General features: G+C 73.8%; 17 protein-coding genes and 1 pseudogene. 10 read left to right on the forward strand and 8 right to left on the reverse strand.

Features of this window, described 5'->3' with window-relative positions:
* The first annotated feature begins 35 nt into the window (after nucleotides 1–35).
* A complete protein-coding gene (locus tag GA0070620_RS23055; RefSeq protein WP_091594116.1) occupies nucleotides 36–1,514 on the forward strand; it encodes a DUF6114 domain-containing protein in 1,479 nt (492 codons plus the stop codon).
* 140 nt (nucleotides 1,515–1,654) lie between these two features.
* Here the strand turns inward: GA0070620_RS23055 and GA0070620_RS23060 are convergent, their stop codons facing one another.
* Entirely contained in the window at nucleotides 1,655–3,325 is a 1,671-nt protein-coding gene (locus GA0070620_RS23060) for a DUF885 domain-containing protein (protein WP_091594118.1), read from the reverse strand.
* A gap of 166 nt (nucleotides 3,326–3,491) precedes the next feature.
* Here GA0070620_RS23060 and GA0070620_RS23065 point away from each other — a divergent pair, with 166 nt between their 5' ends.
* Nucleotides 3,492–4,472 carry a DMT family transporter gene (locus GA0070620_RS23065; protein ID WP_231921926.1) on the forward strand — a complete coding sequence of 327 codons (981 nt, stop codon included), beginning with the start codon at nucleotides 3,492–3,494 and terminating at the stop codon, nucleotides 4,470–4,472.
* Nucleotides 4,473–4,481: 9 nt separating this feature from the next.
* On the opposite strand, the gene GA0070620_RS23070 is transcribed toward GA0070620_RS23065, so the two are convergent.
* Together GA0070620_RS23070 and GA0070620_RS23075 are read right to left on the reverse strand one after the other, a co-directional pair.
* The gene (locus GA0070620_RS23070; RefSeq protein WP_091594122.1) at nucleotides 4,482–5,552 is read right to left on the reverse strand and encodes a PHP domain-containing protein; all 1,071 of its coding nucleotides are present in this window, start codon (nucleotides 5,550–5,552) and stop codon (nucleotides 4,482–4,484) included.
* A gap of 29 nt (nucleotides 5,553–5,581) precedes the next feature.
* Nucleotides 5,582–6,319, reverse strand: coding sequence for a M23 family metallopeptidase (locus GA0070620_RS23075; protein WP_091594124.1), 738 nt, complete (start codon nucleotides 6,317–6,319; stop codon nucleotides 5,582–5,584).
* Between the two features lie 68 nt (nucleotides 6,320–6,387).
* Here GA0070620_RS23075 and GA0070620_RS23080 point away from each other — a divergent pair, with 68 nt between their 5' ends.
* The 4 genes from GA0070620_RS23080 to GA0070620_RS23090 all read left to right on the forward strand — a co-directional run bounded on the left by GA0070620_RS23080 (nucleotide 6,388) and on the right by GA0070620_RS23090 (nucleotide 8,378).
* On the forward strand, nucleotides 6,388–6,774 hold the full coding sequence (locus GA0070620_RS23080) for a hypothetical protein (RefSeq protein WP_231922465.1): 387 nt from the start codon (nucleotides 6,388–6,390) through the stop codon (nucleotides 6,772–6,774).
* Between the two features lie 140 nt (nucleotides 6,775–6,914).
* On the forward strand, nucleotides 6,915–7,082 hold the full coding sequence (locus tag GA0070620_RS33020) for a hypothetical protein (protein ID WP_172836484.1): 168 nt from the start codon (nucleotides 6,915–6,917) through the stop codon (nucleotides 7,080–7,082).
* A 125-nt stretch (nucleotides 7,083–7,207) separates the two neighbouring features.
* Nucleotides 7,208–7,735 (forward strand): tRNA adenosine deaminase-associated protein, encoded by a 528-nt coding sequence (locus tag GA0070620_RS23085; RefSeq protein WP_091594126.1) that lies wholly within the window; start codon nucleotides 7,208–7,210, stop codon nucleotides 7,733–7,735.
* 184 nt (nucleotides 7,736–7,919) lie between these two features.
* A complete protein-coding gene (locus tag GA0070620_RS23090) occupies nucleotides 7,920–8,378 on the forward strand; it encodes a nucleoside deaminase (RefSeq protein WP_172836612.1) in 459 nt (152 codons plus the stop codon).
* A 45-nt stretch (nucleotides 8,379–8,423) separates the two neighbouring features.
* On the opposite strand, the gene GA0070620_RS23095 is transcribed toward GA0070620_RS23090, so the two are convergent.
* Complete coding sequence (locus tag GA0070620_RS23095) at nucleotides 8,424–9,587, reverse strand: sensor histidine kinase (protein ID WP_091594128.1); 1,164 nt, start codon at nucleotides 9,585–9,587, stop codon at nucleotides 8,424–8,426.
* The gene (locus tag GA0070620_RS23100) at nucleotides 9,584–10,240 is read right to left on the reverse strand and encodes a response regulator transcription factor (protein ID WP_091594130.1); all 657 of its coding nucleotides are present in this window, start codon (nucleotides 10,238–10,240) and stop codon (nucleotides 9,584–9,586) included. Before GA0070620_RS23100 ends, GA0070620_RS23095 begins: the two co-directional genes overlap by 4 nt.
* Before the next feature lie 125 nt (nucleotides 10,241–10,365).
* On the opposite strand from GA0070620_RS23100, the gene GA0070620_RS23105 reads away from it, so the two are divergent.
* From GA0070620_RS23105 to GA0070620_RS23120, 4 genes are read left to right on the forward strand one after another with little or no spacing between them, the layout of a single operon-like run.
* Nucleotides 10,366–10,887, forward strand: coding sequence for a hypothetical protein (locus GA0070620_RS23105; protein ID WP_091594132.1), 522 nt, complete (start codon nucleotides 10,366–10,368; stop codon nucleotides 10,885–10,887).
* A complete protein-coding gene (locus GA0070620_RS23110; protein ID WP_091594134.1) occupies nucleotides 10,884–11,966 on the forward strand; it encodes a peptidoglycan-binding protein in 1,083 nt (360 codons plus the stop codon). Before GA0070620_RS23105 ends, GA0070620_RS23110 begins: the two co-directional genes overlap by 4 nt.
* A complete protein-coding gene (locus GA0070620_RS23115) occupies nucleotides 11,963–12,664 on the forward strand; it encodes an ABC transporter ATP-binding protein (protein ID WP_091594136.1) in 702 nt (233 codons plus the stop codon). The genes GA0070620_RS23110 and GA0070620_RS23115 overlap by 4 nt, the downstream gene beginning before the upstream one ends.
* Complete coding sequence (locus GA0070620_RS23120) at nucleotides 12,664–13,860, forward strand: ABC transporter permease (protein WP_091594138.1); 1,197 nt, start codon at nucleotides 12,664–12,666, stop codon at nucleotides 13,858–13,860. The genes GA0070620_RS23115 and GA0070620_RS23120 overlap by 1 nt, the downstream gene beginning before the upstream one ends.
* A 62-nt stretch (nucleotides 13,861–13,922) precedes the next feature.
* Here the strand turns inward: GA0070620_RS23120 and GA0070620_RS23125 are convergent, their stop codons facing one another.
* From GA0070620_RS23125 to GA0070620_RS33770, 3 genes and pseudogenes are all read right to left on the reverse strand, one after another.
* Nucleotides 13,923–14,378 carry an acyl-CoA thioesterase gene (locus GA0070620_RS23125; protein ID WP_091594140.1) on the reverse strand — a complete coding sequence of 152 codons (456 nt, stop codon included), beginning with the start codon at nucleotides 14,376–14,378 and terminating at the stop codon, nucleotides 13,923–13,925.
* On the reverse strand, nucleotides 14,375–14,803 hold the full coding sequence (locus tag GA0070620_RS23130; protein WP_231922524.1) for a TetR family transcriptional regulator C-terminal domain-containing protein: 429 nt from the start codon (nucleotides 14,801–14,803) through the stop codon (nucleotides 14,375–14,377). Before GA0070620_RS23130 ends, GA0070620_RS23125 begins: the two co-directional genes overlap by 4 nt.
* Before the next feature lie 83 nt (nucleotides 14,804–14,886).
* Nucleotides 14,887–15,012: pseudogene (locus GA0070620_RS33770) on the reverse strand (TetR/AcrR family transcriptional regulator); the annotation flags it as partial.
* Between the last annotated feature and the right edge of the window lie 78 nt (nucleotides 15,013–15,090).

The following is a 15,090-nucleotide window of genomic DNA, read 5'->3' on the forward strand; positions in this document are numbered from 1 at the left end:
CAGGTTCCCCCGTCCCGTCCCGCCAGGAGGAGTACGTGACAACCGCGAACCCGTCGCCCACCCAGCCGGCCGGTGTGGCCCGTGCCTGGCGAGGCTTCCGCCGCTGGCGGCGGAGCCGGCCCTTCTGGGGTGGCCTGATCCTCGCTCTGGCCGGGGTCGAGATGTTCGCCTCGACCCGGATGACGCTCAACGGCCTGAGCTTCTCCAGTGGGGCGACCGGCCTCCAGGCCCTGCTCATCCCGATCATCCTGGTCACCTGCGGGCTGCTGCTGTGGTTCACCCCGGCGCAGCGACTGTTCTACTCGGTCGTCGCGGCGGTCACCTCGGTCTACTCGCTGATCGGGCTGAACCTCGGCGGCTTCTTCGTCGGCCTGCTGCTCGGCATGGTGGGCAGCGCGCTCGCCTTCGCGTGGACCCCGCTCACCAGCGTTGCGGGGGAGGTCGTCGAGCCGACCGCCGCCGACCACGGTGACGTGGTGCCGGCGCAGCGCGACGCCCAGGCGCACCGGATCGAGCCGGACCCGCCGGCCCGACGCGCCGCGGACGCGCACCGGATCGAGCCCGGTGCGTCGACCGAGCGGGCCACGGGTTCCGGTGACCCTGGCTCCTTCGTCCTCGTGCTGGTGCTGCTCGGTCTCGCCGCCGCGGCGCTGATCGCCGTCCAGCCACGTCCCGTGCTGGCCGCGCCGGCGCAGCCGGCCCGACCCCTGACCGCACCGTGCCCGAGCCGGTCCACCGCACCGGCCCCCAGCACGTCGCCGGGTCGGAGCACGCCGGCGGCCACGCCGAGCGCCAGCCCGAGCCCGGCCCCGGAGCGTACGTCCGGTGGCAACCTGATCACGGACTTCTTCCGGGGCATCGGTGACCTGCTCACCGGCGGTGGCCGGGACCGGTCCACCCCCACCCCGTCGGCCACGCCGACTGCCCCGTCGAGCGTCCGCCCGACCGCCAGCGGAACGCCCACCGCGCCCGCCGGCCGTCCCGGTGCGTGCCCGCCCGGAGCCTCCGAACCGGATCCGGAGCCGGGGTCGAGCAGGCCGGACAAGGTGGAGGTGGGGAAGCTGCTGCCCCGCCTCGCCGCCGACCCGGGTCAGCCGAAGGTGGCACGTACGCCGTCGAAGCTCACCGGGTCGTCGCTGACGATGACCGGGCTGCGATTCGAGGGCATCACCGACCTGCCGACCGAGGACGGCAGCCTGCGAGTGCTGAAGTTCAGCATGCGGAAGGCGGTGACCGACGACTTCCTGCTGAGAGCCGACGGCCCGCGGGGGCTCAACCAGCGGTACGCGACCGATCGCCTCACCGTGCAGGGCGACGTGTCCTTCTACACCACCCGGTTCGTCGGCCGGCTGCTCGGCCTCAAGATCACGCTGACGCCGGACCTGCCGTTTCCGGACGGCATCCCGATCACCTCGCCCATCCCGGTCACCTTCAGCGACCCGGCGATCGACCTCGCGTACGTCACCACCGACACGTTGACCGCCCGTCCCGCGCTCGCCCTCACCCTGGGCTGACGTGAAGGGCCCGTGCCGGTGATGAACGAGATGGGCGCCACGACTCCGCGGCATTAGTGTGCCGCGGAGTCATGGCGCTCCAGAGTAGATGCGCCGTCCGCCGTCCGCCGTCCGCCGTCGCGCCGGAGGTTGGCCGGCGGTCAGAGGCGGGCGAGGGCCCGACGCAGCGGGTCCAGCCCGAGCGCACCGAGGTCGAGCGCCTGCCGGTGGAACTCCTTCAGGTCGAAGTCGGCGCCCTTGCGCGCCTTCGCCTCGTCCCGAGCCTGGAGCCAGATGCGCTCGCCCACCTTGTACGACGGTGCCTGCCCCGGCCAGCCCAGGTAGCGGTTCAGCTCGAAGCGCAGGTTCTCGTCGGGCACCCGGCAGTGTGCGCGCATGAACTCCCAGCCCAGCTCGGGCGTCCAGCGCTCGCCCGGGTGGAAGCCGAACGGGTTGTCCCGGGGGATCTCCAGCTCCAGGTGCATGCCGATGTCGACGATGACGCGGGCGGCCCGCATCGCCTGCCCGTCGAGCATGCCGAGCTTGTCGCCCGGGTCCTCCAGGTAGCCCAGGTCGTCCATCAGGCGCTCCGAGTAGAGCGCCCAGCCCTCGCCGTGCCCGGAGACCCAGCAGAGCAGCCGCTGCCAGCGGTTGAGCAGGTCGGCCCGGACGGCGGTCTGCGCGACCTGGAGGTGGTGGCCGGGGACGCCCTCGTGGTAGACGGTGGTCACCTCACGCCAGGTGGAGAAGTCGGTGATGCCCTGCGGCACCGCCCACCACATCCGGCCGGGGCGGGAGAAGTCCTCACTCGGGCCCGTGTAGTAGATCGCGCCGTCGCTGGTCGGGGCGAGGCAGCACTCGATGCGGCGGACCTGCTCCGGGATGTCGAAGTGCGTGCCGTGCAGCTCGCTGATCGCCTTGTCGGCGAGCGCCTGCATCCAGTCGCGGAACGCCTCCTTGCCCCGGATGGTGCGCGCCGGGTCGGCGTCCAGCGCCTGCACGGCCTCGTCGACGGTCGCGCCCGGACCGGCGATCCGCGCCGCCACCGCCCGCATCTCGCCCTCGAGCCGGGCCAACTCCGCGAAGCCCCAGGCGTACGTCTCGTCGAGGTCGACCTTGGCGCCGAGGAAGTACTGCGACGCCAGCTCGTAGCGTTCCCGCCCGGCGGCCTGCTTCTCCCGCCCCTGCGGGGCCAGCTCGGTGCGGAGGAACTGCCCGAACTCGGCGGTCGCCGCGGTGGCCGCCGCGGCACCCCGGCGCAGCTCGGCGCCGATGCTGCCGTCCGCGCCGAGCCGCTCGACGAGGCCGTGGAAGAAGTTGTCACCGTTCGGGTCGGTCCAGATGTCGCACTGCTTGGCGACCTCGACCAGCTGCACCTTCGAGCTGATCCGGCCGGCGCCGGCCGCCTCTCGGAGCGTGGTCTTGTAGCCCTCCAGCGCGGCGGCAAAGCCGTTGAGCCGGGCGGCGATGTTCGCCTTGGCGTCCTCGCCCTCGGTGGGCATCAGGTCGAAGACCATGCGGATGTCGTGCAGCCCGCTGGCGATCACGTTGACCTCGCTGGTCGCCTCGCCCGCCTCGTAGCGGGCCAGGTCGAGACCGAGCCGCTCCTGCATGGCCTCCTGGGCGGTGCGCTCCGCCTCGGTCTCCGGCTCGGTCACGTCGAGGTCGGCCAGGGTGCGGCGGGTCAGGTCGGCCCGGGCCTCGTAGCCCTCGGGCGACAGGTCGTCGAGCTGGTCGTCGTAGCCGGCGATGCCGACGTAGGTCGCACCGGTCGGGCTCAGCGGCGCCCACTCGGCCACGTAGCGGTTCGCGAGTTCGTCGATTCGTCCCACCATGCGACCCTACGTGACCGGACCCGCGTCGTGTCGACCGCGTTTGTGGTGCTCGGGGCGTCATCCCGTCCGGAGACCCCCGACGACCGGATGGTGGTCTCGACCACACGACCAGAGGTCCGAAAGTCGCGGGACTTTGTCGTACCCCTACGGCAAAGTGTCAGGGGTGACTGGCGATTTCACTCCTGACAGGGCGGCGCTTCGCAGCTGGCTGCCCGCGTTCATCGCCCTCGGCGCGATCTGGGGCTCCAGCTTCCTGTTCATCAAGATCGGCGTCGAGGAGCTGCACCCGCTCCAGCTCACCCTCTATCGGGTCGCCGCCGGGGCGCTGACCCTGCTCGTGGTGCTGGCCGTGCTGCGTGACCGGCTGCCCCGCGAGCCCCGTGTGTGGGCGCACCTCACGGTGGTCGCCGCGTTCGGCGTGGCCATCCCGTTCACCCTCTTCGGCTACGGCGAGCAGCGCGTCGAGTCGATGCTCGCCGGCATCTGGAACGCCACCACCCCGCTGATCGTGCTGCCACTCGCGGTGCTGGTCTTCCGCACCGAGCGGCTCACCACGCGCCGGGCGATCGGCCTCGGGCTCGGCTTCACCGGCGTGCTGGTGGTGCTCGGCGTCTGGGAGGGCATCGGTGGCGCCCACTTCATCGGGCAGCTCATGTGCTTCGGCGCCGCCGCCTGCTACGGCCTCGCCATCCCGTACCAGAAGCGGTTCGTCGCGAGCAGCGCCCACTCCGGCGTCTCGCTCTCCGCCGCGCAACTGCTGATCGCCACCGCGCAGCTCGCGATCGTCACCCCGCTGGTGGCCGGCGCGCCGCCGCTGCCGACCGAGCTGTCGCCCCGGGTGGTCGCCAGCGTCCTCACGCTCGGCGCGCTCGGCACCGGCCTGGCGTTCGTGATCAACCTGCGCAACATCCGGATCATCGGCGCGAGCACCGCCTCCACGGTCACCTACCTGATCCCCGTGTTCGCGGTGCTCATCGGCGCGGTCGTGCTCGGCGAGCGGCTCAACTGGCACCAGCCCGTCGGCGCGCTGATCGTGCTGCTCGGCGTCGCCGTCTCACAGGGTCTGATCGGTCGCCGCCGCACCACGCCGGTCGGCGTCGGCACCCCTGCCGTGCCCGCAGCCGAACCCGCCACCCCCCGCTGACGGCACCCGTCAGGCGTGGGTGCGGGTCCAGTCGAGCAGTTGCTCCGCCGGCCAGGTGTTGACCACCTGGTCGGCGGGGACGCCGCAGAGGGCGGCCCGCTCGCAGCCGAACCGCTGCCAGTCCAGCTGACCGGGGGCGTGCGCGTCGGTGTTGATCGCGAAGCGGCACCCCGCCTCCAGCGCGCGACGGATCAGGCGCTTCGGCGGGTCCTGCCGCTCCGGCCGAGAGTTGATCTCCACGGCGACGCCGTGCTCGGCGCACGCGGCGAAGACCGCGTCCGCGTCGAAGTCGCTCTCCTTCCGGGTACGCGCGCGGTGCCCCCGATCGCCCGGACCGGTGACGCCGACGGGCCGGGACGACACCATCCGGCCGGTGCAGTGCCCGAGGATGTCCAGGTGCGGGTTGGCGATGGCGGCCAGCATCCGACGGGTCATCTTCGACCGCTCGTCGTTCAGCCCGCTGTGCACCGAGCCGACCACCACGTCCAGCCGGGCCAGCAACTTCTCGTCCTGGTCGAGCGACCCGTCGGCGAGAATGTCCACCTCGATGCCGGTGAGGATGCGGAACCCCTCGGGCAGCGCCGCGTTGACCTTCTCCACGTGGTCGAGCTGCCGGCGCAGCCGGTCGGCGGTCAACCCCCGGGCCACCGTCAGTCGTGGCGAATGGTCGGTCAGCACCACGTACTCGTGACCCAGCTCCACCGCGGCGAGCGCCATCTCCTCGATCGGCGAACCGCCGTCGGACCAGTCGGAGTGGGTGTGGCAGTCGCCGCGCAACGCCGTCCGCAGCGCGGTGGCCTCGGCGTCCAGGTCGGTGCCCTCGGTCGCGACCAGCCGCCGCAGGTAGACCGGCTCCTCGCCGGCCAGTGACTCGGCCACGCAACGGGCGGTGACGTCGCCGACACCGCTCAGTTCGGTGAGCGTGCCGGCGGCCGCCCGTTCGCCCAGCTCGGCGGCGGGAAGGCCGGCGAGCGCCTTCGCGGCGGAGCGGAACGCCCGCACCCGGTAGGTCGCCTCGTTCGCCCGCTCCAACAGGAACGCGATGCGCCGGAGGTCGGCGATGGGGTCCCGGGCCTTCATCCCACCGAACCTAGCGGCTGGGCCGGTCGTCAGGGAGCCTTCGGGCAGCCGTGTTTGCGCTGCCAGGTGCTGACCTCGGTGGTCGGTGCCCGGTTGCCGCCCTTGCGCCACGAGTCGAGGTAGGGCGCGGGCCATACCACGCCGCGCCGGATCCACCAGCCGTCCTTGCCGGTGCACGGCGGCGAGATGCCGAAGTGCAGGTGACAGACGTTGTTGGCGTTGCCCGTACGACCCACCTCGCCCAGCTTCTGCCCGGCGCGGACGCGGACACCGGCATCCACACCACCGGCGATCTCGCTGAGGTGCGAGCCGTAGTAGCGCACGCCGTCGTCGCCGAGCAGCGACACCGACAGACCCCCGTTGTTCGGCCCGAGCGGCCCGCGCTTGTCGAACCGGTCGACCCGGCTCACCTCCAGGATCGTGCCGTCGGTCACCGCGACGACCGGCTCACCGCAGTCGGCGAAGATGTCCGTCCCCGGGTAGCCCGAGTGTGTGGGGTGGTAGTCCACGTTGGCGGCGCGGACCGGGAAGACCCGTCGTACGTCGGCGGCCCGGCTGGGCGTCGCCGACGCCGTGCTCGGCGACGGCGGGGCCGGGGAAGAGGTGCCGGGCGCCGGCTGGTCGGCCGTGGCCGGCGCCCCGGTCGTCGGCGGCGCGGACCAGCCGGCCGGCTCACCGGGCGGTGGGGCGCCGCAACCGGCGGCGAGCACCGCGGTGAGCAGCAGCAGGACCGGATACGCGCGGCGTCCCGTCGTCGGCGAGCACATCCGGTCATCCTGGCAGAGTCGGTACGGTGGGGACGACTGGTCCGGCTCGGCGGGAGGCGACGGTGACGATCGGTGAACCACCCCAACCGTACGATCCTCGGGCCGCGTTCCGCCCGCTGCCGCGTACGCCCTCGGGGCTCTTTCCCGCCGGACCACCGACCCGGCCCACCTACCGCGAACCGCACCCCGTCACCGGCGGGGGTGTCGCCGCGGGCGCCGGGGTCGCCGCGGTGTGGCTGCTGCTGTTCGGGCTGCTCGGCAGGGACGTCGCGACGTACGCCTGGTGGACCCTGATCGCGGGGCTGGTGGCGTGGGCCGCCGCGCTGCTGCTGGTCCGCCACGGCAACCGGGGAGTGGCGACGGGGGTGGCGATCGTCGTCGCCGGCGGCTGGAGCATCGCCGCCGCGGTCGTCGCGGTGCGGTGGGCGACCAGCGGCGACTGGCCGCTCTGGTGACCGCCTCGCTTCGGCGCGACGACGCTGGGTGAGCGTGCCGCCTCGGGAGGGCGACGCCGACCGACTGCGTCACGTGTCCGCTCGGCTGCGCAGCGAAGCCCGTCTTGACGTGGGCCGTGTGACTCGGCACTCTCGGCACTATGGCCTGGACCACCCCGCGGCTCGATCCGGAACGCAGCCGCCGTCGCCTGCAACTCCTCGCCGAGTTGGCGGGGGCGCGGGCGGTACGCAAGCGGGACCGGCCACAGCGGGTGCGCAGCGAGCAACTGCGACAGCTCATCGCGACCCGTCGGCGGATCGCCAACTGACCTGCCGACTACTTTGTCAGGATTGACCGGCCCTTCGGGGCGTTGACCGGTCGCCTGCCGACCCGACCGGCTAACGTGCACGCGTAACGAGTCGGCGTGCTGTGCCGAGGGCAATTGGGGGGACCGTGTCGTACTTCGCTGCGGCCGTGGTGCGCGATCAGAGCGGCTGGACGGCAGCCGAGGTGAACCTGCGGGGCGCCACCGACATCGACGAGGTCGCCGACCGGCTGCGCGACGTCGACCAGGACGCCGACCTGTCGCTGCTGTTCGTCGAGGCCGACGACACGTATCTGGTGATCCTGCGCCTCGACGAGGGTGAGGACCTGCGCATCTTCGGCTCCGACTCGGCGTACGCGGAGGAGTCCCGGCTCGGCGCGTTGCTGGTCGGTGACCTGAAGACCTCGGTCACCGGGCTGGACGACACGGACGAGCCGCGCCCGTCGTCCGGCGGTGACGAGGAGAGCGAACAGCCCGCCGTCGACCCCGAGGCCGACCCCGTCGGTGACGCCGACCTCCTCGCCGACCAGGGCATCTCGGCGCAGAAGCTGCTCGCCCTCTGCTCCGAGGAGGGCATGCTGCCGGCCGACGTGACCGCCGAGGTCTGCCAGATGCTGGGCTGCGCCGACGAGGTCGAGGAGCTGCGTGAGGTCTGAGTCGGCCGGCGACGAGCCGCTGCTGCCCCTGGGCGGCGAGCCGGCCGACGCCACCGACCCGGCGCTGGAGGGCGTACGCCCCGGCCAGCCCACACCCGGCCGGATCGGCCGGGTCGGCCCCGGCGCCGACGAGGGCCTGGCCGACCCGGGCGAACTCGGCCGCCGGCAGCGGCACGAGCTGTGGATGCGCCGAGCCCTGGAGATCGCGGTGACCGGCCCGGCCGACGGTGGCGCGGGTCCGGCCGGTGCGGACGCGGCGGTCGAGGACATCCCGGTCGGCGCGGTGCTCTACGGCGCCGACGGGACCGAGCTGGCGATCGGGCGCAACGAGCGGGAGCTGACCGGCGACCCCACCGCGCACGCCGAGGTGCTGGCGCTGCGCCGGGCCGCCGAGCGGCTGGGCCGGTGGCGGCTGGACGGCTGCACCCTGGTGGTCACCCTGGAACCGTGCACGATGTGCGCCGGGGCCCTGGTGCTGGCCCGCGTCTCGACCGTGGTGTTCGGCGCCTGGGAGCCGAAGACCGGCGCGGTCGGCTCGCTCTGGGACGTGGTGCGGGACCGGCGGCTCAACCACCGGCCCGAGGTCTACCCGGGGGTGCTGGCGAACGAGAGTGCCGCCCTGCTCCGCGCCTTCTTCCGCTGACCCGCCCCCGGCTGCGGCCGGACCGCGGCCACCCCCGCCGCTGGTTCACGCCGGGGGCAGGCCGACGGTGACCACCAGTCCGCCGCCCTCGCGGGGCCGCGCGGTCACCGTGCCGCCGTGCGCCCGGGCCACCGCCCGCACGATGGAGAGCCCCAGCCCGAACCCGCGACCGCCGGCGGCCCGCTCCCCGTTGAGCCGGCGGAACGGTTCGAAAATGGTCTCCACGTCGTAGCTCGGCACCACCGGGCCGGTGTTGCTCACGACCAGCGTCGCGCGACCGTCCCGCAGCTCGGTGCTGACCCCGATCCACCCGCCCGCTCCGACGTTGTGCCGCACGGCGTTCTCCACCAGGTTGGTGGTGAGCCGTTCCAGCAGCACCGGGTCGCCCACCACCGTCGCGGACGCGAGCTCCCGGGTCACCGCCGGGCCGGCGGTCTCGGCGACCGTCTGGTCGAGCACGTGGTCGACCACGTCGGCCAGGTCCACCCGCGAACGGGCGGTCAGCTCGTTCTCCGAGTCGGCCAGGGTGAGCAGCCCGTCGATCAGCCGCTCGTGCCGCTCGTTCACCGCGAGCAGCGACTCGCCCAGCCGCCGTACGTCCTCCGACGCGCCGGGCCGGCTCACCGCCAGCTCGATCAGGGACCGGTTCAGCGCCAACGGCGTACGCAGCTCGTGCGAGGCGTTCGCGACGAACCGCCGCTGCCCGTCGAAGGACCGGTCGAGCCGTTCCAGCATCTCGTCGAAGGTGTCGGCCAGCTCGCGTACCTCGTCGCCCGGGCCGGAGAGCGAGATGCGTTCGTGCAGGCCACGCCCGGCGACGTCCGCGCCGGCGATCCGCCGGGCGGTCCCGGTGATCTGGTGCAGCGGTTGCAGGGCCCGTCCGGCGACCAGCCAGCCGAACCCGATGGCCACGACCGAGACCAGGCCCAGCGCGATGCCGCCCTGGGTGAGCAGCGAGTCGAGCGTCTGGTCCCGCGCGTCGTCCTGCGCCTTGTTCACGATCAGTCGCAGCTGCTCGGCCTGGTCGCCGGTGAGCTTCCCGTCGATGGCCGGGAGCACCGGCTTCACGTCGCGCAGCGCGATGCCGAACGGCTGCACGGTGCGCTGGTCGACCAGCACGTAGGTGACGCCGAGCAGGACCAGCCCGGCCACCAGGAACAGGCTCCCGTAGATCATCGTGAGCCGGGCGCGGAGGGAGAGTCGCGTCACGGGATCCGGTACCCCACACCCGGCACGGTCTCGACCACCTGCGGCTCGCCCAGCTTGCGGCGCACCTTCATGACGGTCACCCGCACGACGTTGGTGAACGGGTCGATGTGCTCGTCCCAGGCGCGCTCCAGCAACTCCTCGGCCGAGACCACCGCGCCGTCGGCGCGTAGCAGCTCCACGAGCACGGCGAACTCCTTGCGGGACAGCGGCACGTAGCGTCCGTCGCGGTGCACCTGCCGGCGGGCCGGGTCGACCACGATGCCCGCCCGGGACAGTGTGGGTGGCGCCGCCCGTCGCGTCCGGCGGCTCAGGGCGTGCACCCGGGCGGAGAGTTCGACCAGGGCGAACGGCTTCGTGAGGTAGTCGTCGGCGCCGAGGGCCAGGCCGGCCACGCGCTCGCGTACGGCCGCCGCGGCGGTCAGCATCAGCACCCGGGTCTCCCCGCCGCCGTCGACGATCGACCGGCACACCTCGTCGCCGTGCACCACCGGCAGGTCCCGGTCGAGCACCACCACGTCGTACTCGTTGACGCCGAGCCGTTGCAGCGCCGCGTCGCCGTCGTACGCGACGTCCACGGCGAACGCCTCCCGGCGCAGCCACTCGGCGATGCTCTCCGCCAGGAGGGTCTCGTCCTCCACCACCAGGACTCTCACCCGCCAATGGTGCCGCGCCCCGGATAACCGGCTCGTAAACGTGCGCGGTTACGCCCGGGATACGCCCCGTGGCGTCGACTGACCGGGACGCCCGGCGGTCCCGCCGGGCGGAGAGGAAGCGTGTCATGCGACGAGGACTGTTCGCGCTGCCGCTGCTGCTCGCCCTGACCCTCCCCGCCTGCGGAGGGTCGGACGGGGAGCCGGCGGTGGCGACCGCGGGCGGCGGTGGAGCGGCGGCGTCCGCCAGCCCGGCGGCCCAGCTCAGCGACGACGAACGGCGGCTCCGGTTCACCGAGTGCATGCGGGAGAACGGGGTCGACGTGCCGGATCCGGAGCCCGGCGGTGACCGGTTGTTCCGGTTCGACGGCAAGACCGACCCGGCGAAGGTGGAGGCGGCGATGGGCGCCTGCCGCCAGTACCTGCCCAACGGCGGGGAGAAGCTCAAGCTCGACCCGGAGCAGGTGGAGCGGCTGCGCCAGCTCGCCGCGTGCATGCGGGAGAACGGGGTGCCGGAGTTCCCCGACCCTCAGCCCGACGGCGGCATCCAGCTGCGCCTCGACGTGGTGAACCTCAAGGACCCGAAGGTCAAGGCGGCGATGGAGAAGTGCCGGCAGTACGCGCCGAAGATCGCGGAGGCCACCCGGTGAGCGGTGCGCGTGTCCGGCCCCGCACCGTCGCGCTGACCGCCGCCGTCGCGGTCGCGGCCGCGGCCGGCGTCGCCGCCGCGGTGGGCTTCGGCGGCACCGACCGGGGTACGGCCGCCGCCGACACCACCCCACCCGCCACGGCCACGGTCACCCGGCAGACGTTGACCGACACCGAGACGGTCGACGGGGAACTCGGGTACGGGGCCACCCGCACCGCCACCGCCCGGCTCACCGGCACGGTCACCGCCCTGCCGGACACCGGGACGGTGGTGAAGCGGGGCGGCCGGCTGTACGCGGTGGACAACGACCCGGTGGTGCTGCTCTACGGCTCGCTGCCCGCGTACCGGGTGCTGGAGCCGGGCGTGGAGGGGCCGGACGTGGCGCAGTTCGAGCGCAACCTGCGGGCGCTCGGCCGCACCGGGTTCACGGTCGACGACGAGTACACCGGCAGCACCGCCGACGCGGTTCGCGCCTGGCAGGAGGACCTGGGACTGCCCGAGACCGGCCGGGTCGAGCCGGGCCGGATCGTGTACGCCGACGACGCCGTCCGGGTCGAGAGTCACCAGGCGGCGATCGGCGACGCGGCGCAGCCCGGCCAGGCGGTGCTCGCGTACACCGGCACGCAGCGGCTGGTCACCGTCGAGCTGGACGTCGACGACCAGCGGCTCGCGGCGGAGGGTGCCGCGGTCGAGGTCGGTCTGCCGGACGGCGGCCCGGTGGCGGGGAAGATCCAGTCGGTGCAGACCGTCATCGACCCCGGATCGGGTGGCGGCGCCGGCCAGTCGACCGAGGCCGAGACGAAGATCGAGGTGACCGTGTCGGTGACGGACCCGGCGAAGCTCAGCGCGTACGACCAGGCGAGCGTCGAGGTGACCTTCACCGCCGCGCAGCGTCCGGACGTGCTCACCGTGCCCGTGGCGGCGTTGCTCGCGCTCGCCGAGGGCGGCTACGGCGTCGAGGTGGTCGACGGCGGCCGGAGCCGGGTCGTCGCGGTGACCACCGGGCTGTTCGCCGCCGGCCGGGTCGAGGTCAGCGGGCCGGACCTGGCCGAGGGCGCGACGGTGGGGATGCCCGCGTGACCGGCGACGCGGTGGTGCTGGAGGAGGTGAGCCGGACCTATCCGGGCGGGGTGACCGCCCTGCGCGAGGTCTCGCTGCGGATCGGGTACGGCGACCTGGTGGCGATCGTCGGGCCGTCCGGCTCCGGCAAGTCCACCATGCTGCACCTCATCGGCACCCTGGACCGCCCCTCCGCCGGCCGGGTCCGGATCGACGGGTACGACGTGGGGACGCTGCCCGACCGGCAGCTCTCCGCGCTGCGGGCCCGCCGGATCGGCTTCGTCTTCCAGCAGTTCCACCTGGCCGCCGGCACACCGGTGCTGGACAACGTGGCGGACGGCCTGCTCTACGCCGGTGTACCCCGTCGGGAGCGGCGGCGACGCGCGGAGGCGGCGCTGGACCGGGTCGGGCTGGGGCACCGGCTGACCCACCGGCCGCACGAACTCTCCGGCGGGGAGCGGCAGCGTGTCGCGGTGGCCCGGGCGGTGGTGGGGGAGCCGGCGGTGCTGCTCGCCGACGAGCCCACCGGGAACCTCGACTCGGCGGCCGGCGCCGGGGTGTTGGCGCTGCTGCGTGACCTGCACGCGAGCGGCACCACGGTCGTCGTGATCACCCACGACCGGGAGATCGCCGACGGGCTGCCCCGCCAGGTGCGGATGCGCGACGGTCGGGTGGTGGCCGACCGGGCCGGTTCGGGCGACGCCGAGGGGGTGCGGTGATGACCGCGCGGCTGGTCCCGGCCCGGCTCGCGCCGGGCGACGTGGTCCGCGTCGGCGGGGTGGGGCTACGCACCCGGCCACTGCGCGCGTTCCTGTCGGCGCTGGGCATCGCGATCGGCATCGCCGCGATGATCGCGGTCGTCGGCATCTCGTCGTCGTCCCGCGCCGACCTGGACCGCACCCTGGACCGGCTCGGCACCAACCTGCTCACCGTGGCGCCGGGGAACACCCTCTTCGGCGACCGGGCGACACTGCCGACGGAGTCGGTGGCGATGATCTCCCGGATCGGGCCGGTGACGGACGTGGCCGCGACCGGCCAGGTGCCGGACGCGCCGGTCTACCGCAGCGACCGCATCCCCGCCGGGGAGACCGGTGGCATCGCCACGCGGGCCGCCCAGCTGGGGCTGCCCGGCACGGTGGGCGCGAGCGTCCGCAGCGGCACCTGGCTGAACGCGGCGACCGAGCGGTTTCCGGCGGTCGTGCTCGGCGACGCCGCCGCCCGGCGGCTCGGCCTCGGCGCGGCCGGGCCGCGCGTGCAGGTCCATCTGGGCGGGCGGTGGTTCACGGTGGTCGGCATCCTGGCCCCGGCCCCGCTCGCACCGGAGCTGGACAGCTCCGCACTGGTCGGCTGGCCGGCGGCGGAGACGTATCTCGGCTTCGACGGGCACCCCACGACCGTCTACACCCGGTCCCGGGAGACGTCGGTGGAGGCGGTCCGTTCGGTGCTCGGCGCGACCGCCAACCCGGCGGCGCCGAACGAGGTGCAGGTGTCCCGCCCGTCGGACGCGCTGGCCGCCGCCGCGGCCACCGACGAGGCGTTCACCGGGCTGCTGCTCGGACTCGGCGCGGTCGCGCTGCTGGTGGGCGGCGTCGGGGTGGCCAACACGATGGTCATCTCGGTGCTGGAACGGCGGGCCGAGATCGGGCTGCGACGGTCGCTGGGCGCCACCCGCGGCCAGGTGCGGGTGCAGTTCCTCGCCGAGTCGCTGTTGCTCTCCGCGCTCGGCGGCGCGGGTGGGGTGCTGCTCGGCATCCTGGTGACCGCCGGCTACGCGCTGTCCCGGGACTGGCCGACCGTGGTACCGGTCTGGGCGATGGCCGGCGGCCTCGGCGCGACCGTGCTGATCGGCGGCGTCGCCGGCCTCTACCCGGCCGTCCGCGCCGCCCGGCTCGCGCCGACCGAGGCGCTGGCCTGAATCCCGGGTGCCGTGGGTGCGTCTCCTGTTGCTCCAGCGACAGGAAACGCACCCACGGCCGGTCAGGCGGCGGGGCGCAGCAGCGTGGTCGCGACCGCGCGGGCGGCCTCGGTCCAGGGCGCCGGACGCAGCGTCGCCGGGTCGAGGCGGACGATCGCGCGCCGCCCCTCGGCGTGCACCGTCCTGCCGTCGGCGGAGCGGAACTCGAAGGCGTACTCGGCGCTGGTGGTGCCGAGGTGCTCCAACCAGAAGTGCACCGCGACGGGGCCGGTGTAGGCGATCGGCGTCCGGTAGCTGATGCGGAACTCGCGGACCGCGTGGAACAGGTCGGGCGGGGTGTCGACGCCCCGGAACGCCAACCCCCGTTCCGACCAGTACGGCACGAGCGCCCGTTCCAGCAGGACCGCGTACCGGGCGTTGTGCAGGATGCCCATCGCGTCGAGGTCGTCGAAGTGCACCGTCACGTGCTCGACGTGGCCGTACTCGACGGCGGGCTGGTCGGCGAGGGCGTTGGTCATCGGTTGCCTTCCGGTAGCAGGGTCGGATCCGGGCACAGCGTCCGGAGGCGGTCGACCAGACCACGCCGGGCGTGCCGGTAGGCGGCGTCGGGGTCGAGCAGCCGGGACTGCATCGCCGCGCTCATCCCGAGCGCGTCGATCTCGTACGCCAACTGCGCGACGTCCAGGTCGGCGGGGAGTTCGCCCAGGTCGACGGCCTGCCGGACGAGGCGTTCGAGGAAGGCGGTCCACTCGGCGTACGCCTCGGTGAGCCGGTCCCGGACGGGGCCGGGGCGGGCGTTGTACTCGAACTGGGTGTTGGCGAAGAAGCAGCCGCCGGGCAGCGTGCGGGCCGCGTAGAAGTCGATGCGCGCCTCGTGCAGCGCCCGGATCCGGCGTACGCCCCGGGGGCGCGCAGCCCCGGCGCGACGATCCGCTCCTGCCACTGCTCGATCGCCCGCTCGACGGCGGCGAGTTGGAGCGCCTCTTTCGAGCGCCAGTGCGCGAAGAGGCCGGACTTGCTCACCCCGAGGGTGTCGGCGAGTTGCGCGAGGCTGAGCCCGTGCAGGCCGGCCTCGGTGGCCAGCGCCACCGCCGCGTCCAGGGCGGCGGCGCGGGCGCGCTCGCCCCGGGCCAGGCGTCCGTCGACGGTCATGCGGACACCGTACTAAAAAAGCACGATCGGTCGTGTTGTTTTGGGCGGTGACGGCGGTCACGCGGAAACGCCGCCGCC

Origin of the sequence: Micromonospora krabiensis (assembly GCF_900091425.1) — a bacterium.
GTDB lineage: Bacteria > Actinomycetota > Actinomycetes > Mycobacteriales > Micromonosporaceae > Micromonospora > Micromonospora krabiensis.

What these genes read in the sequence shown, in the direction of transcription:
- GA0070620_RS23105 (WP_091594132.1), top strand. Translation starts at nt 10,366, where the DNA reads ATGCGACGAGGACTGTTCGCGCTGCCGCTGCTGCTCGCCCTGACCCTC.
- GA0070620_RS23120 (WP_091594138.1), top strand. Translation starts at nt 12,664, where the DNA reads ATGACCGCGCGGCTGGTCCCGGCCCGGCTCGCGCCGGGCGACGTGGTC.
- GA0070620_RS23125 (WP_091594140.1), bottom strand. Translation starts at nt 14,378, where the DNA reads ATGACCAACGCCCTCGCCGACCAGCCCGCCGTCGAGTACGGCCACGTC.
- GA0070620_RS23090 (WP_172836612.1), top strand. Translation starts at nt 7,920, where the DNA reads ATGCGCCGAGCCCTGGAGATCGCGGTGACCGGCCCGGCCGACGGTGGC.
- GA0070620_RS23075 (WP_091594124.1), bottom strand. Translation starts at nt 6,319, where the DNA reads ATGTGCTCGCCGACGACGGGACGCCGCGCGTATCCGGTCCTGCTGCTG.
- GA0070620_RS33020 (WP_172836484.1), top strand. Translation starts at nt 6,915, where the DNA reads ATGGCCTGGACCACCCCGCGGCTCGATCCGGAACGCAGCCGCCGTCGC.
- GA0070620_RS23070 (WP_091594122.1), bottom strand. Translation starts at nt 5,552, where the DNA reads ATGAAGGCCCGGGACCCCATCGCCGACCTCCGGCGCATCGCGTTCCTG.